8 protein-coding genes are annotated in these 12,559 nt (G+C 56.8%); 5 read left to right on the plus strand and 3 right to left on the minus strand.

Annotated features, from left to right (window positions below):
* Window positions 1-12: 12 nt before the first annotated feature.
* The 5 genes from OU694_RS06635 (at window position 13) to OU694_RS06655 (ending at window position 9,036) form a co-directional block, all read left to right on the plus strand.
* Window positions 13-1,077 (plus strand): glycosyltransferase family 2 protein, encoded by a 1,065-nt coding sequence (locus OU694_RS06635; RefSeq protein WP_308910191.1) that lies wholly within the window; start codon window positions 13-15, stop codon window positions 1,075-1,077.
* The gene (locus OU694_RS06640) at window positions 1,077-2,708 is read left to right on the plus strand and encodes an O-antigen ligase family protein (protein WP_308910192.1); all 1,632 of its coding nucleotides are present in this window, start codon (window positions 1,077-1,079) and stop codon (window positions 2,706-2,708) included. Before OU694_RS06635 ends, OU694_RS06640 begins: the two co-directional genes overlap by 1 nt.
* Entirely contained in the window at window positions 2,698-3,771 is a 1,074-nt protein-coding gene (locus tag OU694_RS06645; protein ID WP_308910193.1) for an acyltransferase family protein, read from the plus strand. The genes OU694_RS06640 and OU694_RS06645 overlap by 11 nt, the downstream gene beginning before the upstream one ends.
* Window positions 3,772-3,809: 38 nt before the next feature.
* On the plus strand, window positions 3,810-5,228 hold the full coding sequence (locus tag OU694_RS06650; protein WP_308910194.1) for a hypothetical protein: 1,419 nt from the start codon (window positions 3,810-3,812) through the stop codon (window positions 5,226-5,228).
* A gap of 355 nt (window positions 5,229-5,583) precedes the next feature.
* Window positions 5,584-9,036 carry a LamG-like jellyroll fold domain-containing protein gene (locus OU694_RS06655; RefSeq protein WP_308910195.1) on the plus strand — a complete coding sequence of 1,151 codons (3,453 nt, stop codon included), beginning with the start codon at window positions 5,584-5,586 and terminating at the stop codon, window positions 9,034-9,036.
* 79 nt (window positions 9,037-9,115) lie between these two features.
* Here OU694_RS06655 and OU694_RS06660 read toward each other — a convergent pair whose 3' ends face one another.
* The 3 genes from OU694_RS06660 to OU694_RS06670 are packed head-to-tail and all read right to left on the minus strand — an operon-like array spanning window position 9,116 to window position 12,529.
* Window positions 9,116-10,216 carry an SGNH/GDSL hydrolase family protein gene (locus OU694_RS06660; RefSeq protein ID WP_308910196.1) on the minus strand — a complete coding sequence of 367 codons (1,101 nt, stop codon included), beginning with the start codon at window positions 10,214-10,216 and terminating at the stop codon, window positions 9,116-9,118.
* A gap of 12 nt (window positions 10,217-10,228) precedes the next feature.
* Window positions 10,229-11,812: an MBOAT family O-acyltransferase gene (locus OU694_RS06665; protein ID WP_308910197.1), complete on the minus strand. Its 1,584-nt coding sequence runs from the start codon at window positions 11,810-11,812 to the stop codon at window positions 10,229-10,231.
* A 3-nt stretch (window positions 11,813-11,815) separates the two neighbouring features.
* Entirely contained in the window at window positions 11,816-12,529 is a 714-nt protein-coding gene (locus OU694_RS06670; RefSeq protein ID WP_308910198.1) for an SGNH/GDSL hydrolase family protein, read from the minus strand.
* Window positions 12,530-12,559 lie beyond the last annotated feature (30 nt).

Consider the following 12,559-nt stretch of genomic DNA (forward strand, 5'->3'; position numbering starts at 1 on the left):
AGGCCTACCGACATGGCATCCAGCCATTTTCCCGACCATGCGACACAATTGCGGCAGGCACCCTCGCGCCTCGCCGAGCCCGCACTTGCCATCATCATCGTCAACTGGAACGGCTGGCGCGACGTGGTGGAATGCCTTGAAACCATCTTCAACAACAAGGACCGCCGTTTCCGCGTTATCGTCTGCGACAATGCGTCTGCGGACGGCTCTGTCGGCCATTTCATCGACTGGGCGTCAGGCCTTGCCCCTGTGACAGTGACCGGGCAGCTTGCGCACCTTGCGTGCCCCAATACGCCGAAACCCTTGCGCACCGCCCTCATCGGTCCTGATGCCCCTCTGCCTTCCGCAGACGATGCTGATCTTTTCATCGTCAACACCGGCGCCAATCTCGGCTTTGCCGGCGGCAACAATGTGGGCTTGAAAATTGCCGCAAGCTGGACTGATTGCCGTCATTTCTGGCTCCTCAATCCCGATACCGTGATCGAGCCCGACGCGATTTCGATCCTCCTTGACCGGATGGACGAAGACGACAAGCCGGGCATGGTCGGCACCGACCTGCGCTTCTACCACACGCCCGATGTGATCCAGGCTTACAACGGATCCCGCTACAACAAGTGGACCGGTACGAGCCGCGGCCATTTCAATTTCTATGCAGGCACACCGACGGTTGACCGCGCGGAAATTGAAATGGCAACAGACTTTGTCTCCGGCGCTTCGCTCGCCATCTCCAAGGCCTGCTACCTCGATATCGGGCCGATGAACGAAGCCTATTTTCTTTATTTCGAGGAAATCGAGTGGGCCCTGAAGGCGAGACAGCACCATCATATCGGATATGCGCAAGGGGCGCTCGCCTACCACAAGGAAGGGACGGCCGCCGGGTCAAGCTCCAACAAGGGCGGCCGCAGCCTTGCGTCCGAGCGGTTTCTCTTGCGCAGCAAGCTGATGTTCACCCGCGATCATTTCCCATGGGCCTTGCCTGCCGTCTATGCCTTTACCTTGGTGCAGATTCTCGTCAGGATTCGCCGGGGACATTTTCACAAGGCAGGTATGATGTTCAAACTGTTGATGGGCCGGTGATGAATTTCCTGCGCTCGCTATACACACGTCTTCTTGTGCAGTACCGGCTGTACCGGATGAAACTGCCTGCTGCGCGTCCCTATATGCGCTATTCGCAGGGATCGCGGTTCATCAACCGCGCCATCCTGTATCTTAGCTTCTTTGTCGTCGCGCTCGTCGGCTCGTTCCTATATGGCTACACCGCCATCTATGGCAACCCGCAGCCCATGCTGCAATTCATGGGTATTCCGGTTGTCATCCTTGCGCTCATGTGCATCTGGGCATTGCCCGAGCGCGCCTCGTGGGGCGAAAAGGCTCTCTACCCGCTTCTCATTGCCTATTTCTTCTTTGCGCTCGTCTGGGCGCAATATGTGTCGATCATCAAGGTGCCGGGAAACCCGTGGCTCAGTCCGCAGCGCGTCCTTCTTTATATTATTTCCGGCATCGCCCTCATTTCCTTCTCGGTCTCGCGGGAAATGAAGGGCCTGATCAAGGAGCGCTATCAGGCCCACAAGCCAATTTTCGTGTGCCTCATTATCCTGATCACGATTGAGCTCCTGAGCCTCGGCCTGACATCCAACATGCGGCTGTCGCTCAGCTATATCATTCGCGAGACGATGTTGATCACCATCCCGTTTCTCCTTTGCGCCGCACTTTTCCAAGACGCTGCACGCGTCCGCCTGTTCATTGCGATAGCCATGGTGAGCATCGTCATCCTCGTCGCCTTCGCCTACCAGGAATCGCGCCTTAACCAGCCGGTCTGGGCCGTCTATATCCCTCATTGGTGGTTTGATACTTCGGATGAAACCATTCAACGGTTGCTTACAGGGAGATCTCGCTACGATCGTTTTCGAGCCAAGTCATCATCACTTACCTCTCTTGAATTCGCTGAACTGTTGGCGGTACTTTTTCCTTTCTGCCTATATTATCTATTGGAACGACGGCGCATGATCTTGCGCGGTGTCGGCGCTATCATGACAATCATATGCTTGGTTGGAATCTATTTTTCTGGATCTCGCCTAGGGTTTGTCGGTGCCATCGCAGCTTTCGGAACATACCTTTTCCTGTTTGGGCTTAGATATTGGCGGACGCATAGAAAAAGTCTGATAGGCCCGGCACTCATTGCCTTCTATCCTGCAACTATGACAACGCTTTTGGTTGGAATTGCTGTCAGCCCGCGGCTTAGTGCAATGGTGATTGGCGGCAGTTCGACAGATGCAAGTACGCAGGCGCGCTTCGATCAATGGCAAATGGGCCTCCCGATGATCATGAAAAACCCCTTCATCGGCTATGGCTATGCTAATGGTGCTTACAAACTCGGGTTCGTCAACCCTGGTGGGGAACTGACCATTGATACATTTTACCTATCTATATTGCTAGAAACCGGTGTGCCTGGTGCGCTTGCATTTTTCTTCTTCCATGCAATCGCAGCATGGGTGTCAGCCAAAGCATATCTAAATTCAACCGACACCGAAGGCAAAGACGGAACGCGTATAGGAGCGGCAATAGCTTGCGCTCTTGTTGGATTTTTGATCGTTAAACTTGTACTTTCCCAAAGAACCAATCATACGTTCTTGGCGATACTAGTTGGTTTCGCCGTTGCACTATACAGAAACAAGAAAAATGAAGTGAAACAAGAGAATGGTGCGTAACGCCATGCCCTCCTCCCAGCGCCAATATTATTTCGACGTCCTTCGTGGCTCGATGATGCTGTTTGGCGTGTTCGTGCATGCGAGCCTTGCTGACCAGCGCTCCGGTGAACTTGAGTGGATCCGGTTTCTTTCCGGAACCTTTCGCATGGCCTGTTTCTTCATGATTTCCGGTTACTTTTCAGCGATGGTTTACGGCAAGCGCCCAGGACTGCCGTTTGTGCGGCAACGGCTGGTCCTGATGCTTGTACCTGCGCTCTTTGCCATCATCGTGCTGAATCCACCTGCCATCGCCTGGATGATCGAATTCTGGGGATCGAGTGACCCGGACGCCGAAATCCGCATCAACTGGCACGTCCATGTCTGGTTCCTCCTGTCACTCGCGCTTTACACGCTGATCGTGCCATTCTTGGCGCTGGAACTGACGCGAAAGGCAAGCGAAATGACGCAACGCCTGTTCAGGCCATTACCAGCGCTGCCGGTGATCGTTGCGCTTTGCGCCGGCGCCGTGGTGCTCGTTTATGTCTGGTCGATTAGCTGGGAACATCTTCCTTACGGCGAAGCCTACCAGTTCCTGATCCGCTCGACGCTTTTCTACCTGCCATTCTTCGTTTTCGGCTACCTGATGTTTTCAGACGATGGCTTGCGCGATTATGCCCACAGACTCGACTGGCTGACCCTGGCTATCGCGCTCCTTGGCATGGCGGCCTGTGCCTATTTCAAATACTGGGACGTGCCCGTAACGCCCGCGGAAAAAATCGCCAAGTTCGCTGCCCAATATATAACGGGCTTCAGCTTGAGTTTCCTGATCCTTGGCGCCGGGCGGCGCTGGGTGCGTGGCGGCTGGTACGCAAGCTATTGTGCCAAAAGTTCCTATACCATCTATCTCGTACATTATTTCCTGATTTCGCTCATCTTCCACACGTTCGGTGCTGGCGCGCTGCCTGCCGAAGCGTTGTTCCTGCTGGCAGCCTTCACGGCCATCACCACGGGGTCGATCATTCAGTACCAGCTTGTCGAGCGGTCCAACATTGCCCGTTTCCTTCTGAATGGCCGGTATCGTTGAAAGGACCCGAGAAAATGCAGGCCCTGCCAAAGCAGTTCATGATCGCCGCGCGGCGCCACCCCGCTCCTGAAGGCTGGGGGAGCCAAGCATATGGCGGCCTTACCATCGTGAGTGCGCCTGAACTTCCCGTTACGTGGCTGACCGGACCAGACAGAGGAAAGGTCGGGTTGTTGCTCGGTTGGGCTGTCTTCGCGGGCCAGGCGCTCCAGAACGGTCAGTTCAGTCTGCCCCCCGGAGCCTCCCTCGAAGACTTTCTTGACAGAACTTGCGGCCGCTTCATGTGCCTGTTCGAACAGGACGGTGACATATTCATCATCGGGGATGCTGGCGGCCTTCTGTCGCTTGTCTATTCCCCCGAGCACAAAATCGCCTGCTCCAGCGTTACTCTGATGCAGCGAGTTGTAGATCTGGACGCGGCCCCGGAAATCGCTGAGCAATTCGACCTTCGCAACCGGCAAGGCTGGATTCCTTTCGGCCTCACGGCCTGGAAGGCGGTACATCGGCTATTGCCAGATCATGCCCTTCGGATCTCAACGTGGCAGGCCGAAAGGGTCCGTGATTTTCCCGCGCCGACCGCAGACAAGTCTGATATTGGTGCGACCATCACAAAAATCGCCGATCTGGTGGCAGACAATGTCAAAGGCTTTCTCGACATGGGAGGCACTGCTGCCCATATCACGGCGGGACGGGACTCCCGCATGTCGCTTGCATGTGCGCATCCGCACGCGGCGCAACTGACGCTCGAAACCATCCGGGCCCCGGGGGACGGCGCGATGATTGATGTGCTCGTCGGTCAGCGTCTCGCGAAAATTGCAGGTATCAAACATCGTGCAATCGACCTTGAAGAATCTTCGGTGGAAGAAAAGGCCGCCTGGCTCGAGCGCACCGGCTATTCGGTGAATGACAGCGTCGTCGGGCTGGTGCGCACGGTTGAAAAGCACGACCAGGGATTGCCCGTCCTTACCGGCACTGGCGGCGAAGTCGGACGGGCCTTCTACTGGCAAGAAAGCGACCTTGCCGAGCGAACGATCTCGCCGGATGCCCTCATCACGCGGCTCGGCTTCACAGCCACCCCGGCGCTGGTGACCGCAGCCATACAATGGTTGAACACAACACCGCACCAGAACCTGACGCAGCTTCTGGATATCGCCTATATCGAACAGCGCCTCGGTTGCTGGGCCGGCCCGTCTGTCTATGGACACCGCATACCGGTGCCAACCTTCAGCCCCTTCAACGCGCGCAATATCTACCGGCTTATGCTATCGTTGCCTGCGGACTATCGGTATACGCAACGATTGTGCGACGATCTTGTCGCGCACGCATGGCCCGCACTCGCAAGTCTTGAATATAATCGTGCGCCAGGCCTCCTGAAACTTCGCTTCCTGAAGTCCGAACTGAAACGCCTGCTGCCCGCCTCGCTGAAAAGCAGCCTGAAGCGAATCCTGTCGTCGCGTTGATAATTTTCGGCCACCGCCAGACGGGAAATAGTGACGAAAAGTAACGAATCCGAATCAGTATCGGACGAGCAACTTTCGATTCAGAGAGAAGGAAATCATGAAAAGCGGCACATTCTCTATAAAAGTCAGGCCTCCTGCCCTTTCCTTGGCCCTCTTTCAACTTGCTGAAACTACTTACAGTTTTATAAAAGTTTACAGCCTGTTTACCGTGCGAACCTGCGCTCCGCATGGGAGAAAGGACAAATTCTTCCGATTCGTTAGCTCAATCTTTATTATTCTGGTGTTCAATCTCGCCAACGAAGCCGCTCATGGCAGTGAACGGCTTTCGCAATCCACGCACATGGAGCAGGCAGACATGGCAACTACCACGATTAAAGTAACGAACGCTTCGGAACTGATGTCGGCACTGAAGTCGGCAAAAGGTGGCGAAACTATTGTTCTCGCAGACGGCCATTATGGCGAGCTTTCGCTCAACCGTATGGATTTCGGCTCGAACGTCACCATGGTTTCGGAAAACCCGGAAGGTGCGGTCTTCAGCAAGATGACCATCCTGATGACCAATAACCTGACGATCGATGGTGTATTCCTTGACTATGTGCCCGATGAAACGACGGTATCCTTCTCAACCGCGCTCAAGATCGACCAGAGCAATCACATCAAGTTCGTGAACTCGCTCCTTGAAGGCGGCCCTGCTGTAAACGGCGTCGATCCTTCGGCCGACAAGCTGGACAGCACCGGCAACGTTCTCGGCCTTCCCGCAGGTCAGGCAGTGCGCATCACCGGTTCGAACGACGTGCTGTTTGAAAACAATGTCGTCACCGAATTCCACAAGGGGATTCTCCTCGGCAATTCGAATGCCATCACGATCAACCAGAACGAGGTTTATAACCTGCGTACCACCCCGCTCAACGGCGGGGACCTAGACAATATCGTGGTCACCAACAACTATTTCCATGACTCCAATCCTTGGAATCTCGGTGGCGCCGGCGACCATGCCGACTTCATTCACTTCTGGACGGTCCCGACCAAGCAGACGACCGCGAGCGAGAACTTCCTGATCTCGAACAACGTTCTGCAGCAAGGTGCCGGCCAATCGCCCATTCCGATCTATATGGATGACAACCTCAATGGCCTCGGCTTCGAGAATGTCGATATTGTCAACAACGTCATCCAAATCGAGGACAACCAGGGCATCCGCCTTGAATTTGTCAAAAGCGGCAACATCTTGAACAACACGATGATCCAGCGCAGCGGCGACTATGGCGAGAACCCGAGCCTCGTGCTGAAAGACAACACCCAGAATCTGACCATCGACAAGAATATCCTTGGCGCCATCACCGGCCTCGATAAGGTTGTCACGTCCACGATCAAGGTTGGCGACAACCTGTTCCTGCAGGGGTGGGATCCGACCGGCGAAGATTTCGTTGGCGATTATTTCATGAATGCGCTTAACCACACTGCCGATCCGATGAGCGATCTGCTCGCCATTCCCGGCGGCATTATCGATCTGAAAAACTACGGCGCCGCGCTCACCCAGCCGATCATTGGCGCTGGCGAGAGTCTGGCCGTTGTCAATGCCAAAGGCGGCGAGAACGTTCTTGAGAAAGTCTTCAGCGTCAAAGAACTCTCGGCGCTTGGTGAAGTCGATATCTCGCAGGCCAAAATCTCCTGGGACTTCGGCGACGGCACCAAGGCGTCGGGCATGAATGTGACCCACACGTTCGCCGACGGTGGTCGCTATGATGTCACCGCTACGGTCAACACCGGCCTTGAGATCATCACCGTACACAAGACCGTTCTGGTGCAGGACCTTGTCCTTCTCGACCTCGACCTCGGCGCTGGCGGCGGTGACGCGACCATCATGAAGGCTGCAGCCGTTGAAGACGGCAATGCCAGCATGGATATCGTTTGGGTTGGCACGGCTGCCTACAGCCAGTCGGACGATCACGGCACTGTGGCGCATTTCAACGATGATGGCTCCTACATCAAGATTGGTGGCGGTTCCGACCTCAATGGCATGAAGGACCTGATGATCGAATTCGACATCCAGTTCGAAAAGGAGACCGGTGACCGTGCCCGCCCGGTTTGGGCCTCAAGCACCTATGGCGTTGAAATCAATGGCGATGCGCTGACTTTCTATCTCTATATGCAGGATGGGAGTGTTGCGAAACTGAATGGCACCCTGCCCGATGTCCAGAATGGCGACTGGCACACACTGAAGTTCGTCTACGACGGCGATGCTCAGACTGTATCCGCCATGATGGACGGCGAGGTCGTTGCCAGCATGGAAGGTGTGACGGGTGCGGTTCGCTCCAACAACACCACGAACATCTATGTGGGCGGTGATCCTTGGGGTGCAGGCTTCACCGGCAACATGTCGAACCTGACGATCCTCAATGGTACCGAGCGCGTGGAAAGCGGCACGGTTGTCACCGATCCGGTTGAGGAAGTCCCGACGCTTCCCGAGGCGATCCTGCCTGACTTCATGCTCGATAGCGTTCTGGCAACCATCGACTCGCCCTTCAAAACCGGCGACACGGCTGACGACTATTTCAGCTTCGACGGCTCGGGCCATGCAAAGCTCGGCAAGCCGGATGTCTTCTTCAATCCGGACGAACTGACCATCAGCTTCGATGTTCGCTCGAACGGTGAAAGCAGCTCGACCGCCCGCGTTCTGTGGAACCACGCACGTTATGGTGTCGAACTGACCGGCGACGACCTGAACTTTCGCCTCTATACCGACAACGGCGGATCCTACAATGTTCTGGTGAAAGACACTGGCATCACGGATGGCGACTGGCACAATGCCAGCTTCACCTTCGATGCCAACGCCGGCACGCTGAATGTCTATGTCGATGGCGATCTGGTCGGCAGCAAGTCCGGGATCACCGGCAACATTGCCGAGCCCGCCAACTGGGAAATCATGGTTGGTGGCACGCCGTGGGGCCGGAACTTCGATGGCGACATTGCAAACCTGAATGTTTATGGCGTTGCTGATGATACGCTGGTTGCCAAGGCCGCCGATTTCGTGACCGACGTGGCAGATGCCACCGACGTGATCACCGATGTCATTACCGATGTGATTGTGTCGGATGGTGCGGAAGCCCCCGCTGACACCTCGACTTCGGATGACGCTGTTGGCGACGACGTTATCACGGCAATCGATGATGCCGCTGCCGGCATCAATGTCATCCAAGCTGTCACCAGCTATACTGGCGACGCGACTGACAGCGGTGATGCCCTGCACTTCAATGGCAACGGCTACGCCTCGATCGGTCGCCCGGCGGAGCTCATGAGCATGGACGAACTGACCCTGACGCTGGACGTGAAGCCCGATGCTGACAATTCCGGCACCAGCCGCCTGTTCTGGGCCCATGGTCGCTACGGCGTCGAACTTTCCGGCGACGACATCACCTTCCGCCTCTTCACCGATGCGGGCGACAGCAAGTCGCTGACCATCAAGAACACCGAAATCCTTGATGGCGACTGGCACCAGGTGACCATGTCGTTTGACTCGGCAACCGGTACGCTCAAGGGTTTCTTCGATGGCGAGCTTGCTGGCAGCCTGACCGGCATTGCCGGCCAAATCAGCAACCCCAGCGAATGGGACGTCACCATCGGCGGCACGCCGTGGGGCCGGAACTTCAAGGGTGAGATCGATAACGTCCGCGTCTGGGGCGAAGCCTTGGAGCCAGCAGCCCATGACGGCGAATTCGTACATGATACCGGCGATGGCCTTGCCTACAACCCGGAAGACTTCTGGTCGACCCACATGCAGGATGCTGACCTGATCATGAATCTGCGCTGATTGCAGCGAGTCCAGCAAGACATGAAAGGCCCGGAACCTTCCCAGGTTCCGGGCCTTTTCTAATGCTAGGCTAGCAAGATCAATTGACCGGCACACGCCCTCTCAGTATTTCAGTGGCCTGCCGGACCGCCAGATCCGCCACGATACGGTTGCCTTCCGGTGTCCAGTGGCGGTGTCCTTCCTCGAAATAAAGCTTCTTGTCCGGGGCAGCTGCCGCCTTGAAGGCTTCTACAGGATTGACATACGGATAGCGCGCGAAGGCGCCATCGCCAAGGTCATTGCCGCTCGCCCGGTAATCCAGCCGGTTCAGGCGCACCGGCACATCAAGCACCATAAAAGCAGCCCCTGCTCCCTCTGCTTCCTTCGCCAGCGCATCCACCAGCAGGTGGCTGAGCGCAACGCCCGCGTCAGTTATCTCACCGGCCACAGTATCAGCGCCAGCAGGCGGTGCGTCGTTCGCATCATCGGCCACCGCGGTGCCTCCCCTGGCCGTCGCAAGGATATCTTTGATAATCGCAGCCGCGCGCTCGCGTATGGCGCTGTAGAAATGGCTGTTACTGATGGCCCATTCATAAAGCGGTATCTTCATCAGTTTGTCGGTCAATTCCACGCCCGGCAGATAGGTACTGGACGCCGGCTGCAGCGTGCCGTCCACCATTTTGAAAAGGCCTGAGCGCACATTGTCGTCCACGTCGGTCGTGTGCCATTCCATCAGCACAAGGTCGGGCTTGTATTTCAGGCCGCGTTCCTTCAGTGCAATCAGCTCCTCCGCCGTCCCGAAACCGGAAACGGCAAGATTGATCACCTCAACCTTCAGTCCTTCAGCCTTCAGGCCCTCCTCAAGAAGCCAGGCGAAACTGTCCTTCAGGTCGACCTCATAACCCATCATGAAGCTGTCGCCGAGGATGACGATCCGGTAGGTATCCGGCGCTTTCTCGACCGGGATTTCCCGATCGGCGCGCATGCCTTCGCTGTTGATGCGCACCTCGACATCCACCTCGGGCGTCCACTGCCGGTATACGGAGTTCGGGATATTGGCGCGGATGCCATCGGGCGCGCCCGTCACATAGCGTGGCATCATCGGCTGCGGGTCGAAAGCACGCAGGAAAAATTCACCGAATACAAGCGCGTAAAGCCCGATCAGCGCCCATTTGACGGAGATTTTGAAAAACTTCTTCACAGCCCCGTCCCCTTAGAAATCGAAATAGATGAAGGCCTGCGTTTGCAGGGCCGGAAGGAACAGCAGGCCATAAAGGACGGCAAGTGCCAGATTGAGCCGGATGAATTTCGGCATCCGCCAGAAAAACTCGAGGTCGCGCATGCGGAACTGGATGATCTGCACCAGCACCAGCGGCGCGATATAGCTCAATACCCTGACGATGCTCGGGTCCGTCCAGCCCTCGGCGCCGAAAAGCCCGACGAAATAGGTGCCAAGGCTCGCCATGTCGTTCGCACGGAAGATCAGCCAGCCGATCAGCGTGAAGCCGAACATTATGGCCATCAGAAGCCCGTTGATCGCCACCCGGCTCATCATCGCGCGGTTCTTGAAGCCCTCAAGCCAGTCATCGATATTGAAGATGCGATATATCACCAGAAGCAGCCCGTGATAGGTGCCCCACAGAACAAAGGTCCAGCTTGCTCCGTGCCAGAGCCCGCCAAGGATCATGGTCAGCGACAGGTTGCGGTAGGTGCTGACCGCGCCGCCCCGGTTGCCGCCGAGCGAGATATAGAGATAGTCGCGGAGCCAGCTTGACAGGCTGATATGCCAGCGCCGCCAGAATTCGCTTGGTGTGCGCGATACATAAGGCAGGTTGAAGTTCAGCATCAGGTCGAAGCCAAGCATGCGGGCGGAGCCCCGTGCCATATCGCTATAGCCCGAGAAATCGCAGTAAATCTGGAAGGTGAAGGCCAGAAGCCCGGCAAACAGTTGCCCCGCAGTCATCAATGACGGGTCCGTGAAGGCCTGATCGGCAATCGGCGCAATATTGTCGGCAATCACCACCTTCTTGAACATGCCCCAGGCAAACAACGCAAGGCCTGTCTGGATATTCTCCCAGTTCAGGTGCCGCAGGCGGTCGAACTGCGGCAGCAGGTGGGCTGCGCGCTCCACAGGGCCGGCCACCAGCTGCGGGAAGAAGGCAACGAAGGCAGCAAGCTCGATGAAGCGATCGGTGGGCTTCAGGTTGCCGCGGTAGGCATCGATCGTGTAGCTGAGCGTCTGGAAGGTATAGAAGGAGATCCCGACCGGCAGCACGATTTCAAGCGTCACATAATTGAAGCCGATGCCGAAGGTGTCGCCGAGTGCGACCAGCGATTCTGCAAAGAAGTTCAGATACTTGAAAACGCCGAGGATGCTGAGGTTAATGACCACGCTGGAGGTGACATAGAATTTCCGCCGGGCCGCATCGCTCATCCGGCGCGAAAGCATCTCGATGCCGACAAGGATGCCGCCTAGACCCAGGACCGCCCAGAAATATTGGCCGGATGTTTCCCACTGCGCAGCAAGTGCTACGAGCGATCCGACGAACAGATAGCCAAGTGCCGTACCGACCTGCCGGTTCGTGATCCGATTGCCAGCCGCCCCGAGCCCGGCCAGATAGTCTGTGGCCGTAGACGCAATGATGAGCACCAGGAAACGCTCATCCCAAGCGCCATAGAAAATATAGCTGCCGATCAGGATCAGGATATTCTGGAGCCGCAGGCTCTTCCGCGTCAGATAATAAAGGCCGAAGAAGATTGCGAAGAATGCAAAGAAAAGCGGCGTTTGAAACAGCATAAGTCAGTCATCCATAACGCCGCGTAGCGCGGCCGCAATGCGTTCGTATCCTAGCGGAGAATAATGAAGGGCGTCCACGAAGTTTTCCTGTCCGTATTCACCACCGTCTATCAACACCATTTCAAGGGGAAGATAGACGACGCCATCACCCTCCATGGCGGCAAGTGTCTGGTTGAGCGCCTCAACATCGGCGCCCGTATTGCCCCACATGATGGCGCGCAGGAAATCCGGGCGGACGGGCGGCGTTACCGAAGGCACGATCACCTCGATGCCTGCATCGCGGCAGGCCGCGATCATCGCCGAAAGGTTGGCTTGTGCCATGGCCACGATCCCCGCACGTTCGCCATCATCGTGCATCGCAGCGGTGTTCAGGTCATTAATCCCGGCGAAAATGACCACAGTCTGAGGCTTTCGCTCAATCACATCCTTTTGCAGCCGGGCCAGCATGTTGGGAGTGGTGTCGCCGCCGATGCCGGCATTTTCTACGCGGCGGCCGAGAAGCGCCTCGGCCTCGTTGAAGCGCGCCGCACGGCTGTCACCAAACAGGATGATGTCGGGGGATGGCAGGCTGCTGCGGTCAGCCACGCTCGCCCAGCCCGGCGTCAGATGGCCGACGCGATACTGGATATAAGCGGCGCGAGCAGCGAAGTAGGCGATAGTCGCCACCGCCAGCAGAGCAAGGACAGCCCTGAACCAGAATTTCTGCCGTTTCGTCAAGCCGCCCCCTCCCCCGGTCTGGCTTGCGCA

The sequence above is a fragment of the Pseudokordiimonas caeni genome (assembly GCF_026719705.1).
In the GTDB taxonomy this organism is placed as follows: Bacteria; Pseudomonadota; Alphaproteobacteria; order Sphingomonadales; family Kordiimonadaceae; genus Gimibacter; species Gimibacter caeni.

Coding starts and splice junctions, on each gene's coding strand:
- OU694_RS06640 (WP_308910192.1), top strand. CDS start 1,077: ATGAATTTCCTGCGCTCGCTATACACACGTCTTCTTGTGCAGTACCGG.
- OU694_RS06665 (WP_308910197.1), bottom strand. CDS start 11,812: ATGCTGTTTCAAACGCCGCTTTTCTTTGCATTCTTCGCAATCTTCTTC.
- OU694_RS06645 (WP_308910193.1), top strand. CDS start 2,698: ATGGTGCGTAACGCCATGCCCTCCTCCCAGCGCCAATATTATTTCGAC.
- OU694_RS06655 (WP_308910195.1), top strand. CDS start 5,584: ATGGCAACTACCACGATTAAAGTAACGAACGCTTCGGAACTGATGTCG.
- OU694_RS06650 (WP_308910194.1), top strand. CDS start 3,810: ATGATCGCCGCGCGGCGCCACCCCGCTCCTGAAGGCTGGGGGAGCCAA.
- OU694_RS06635 (WP_308910191.1), top strand. CDS start 13: ATGGCATCCAGCCATTTTCCCGACCATGCGACACAATTGCGGCAGGCA.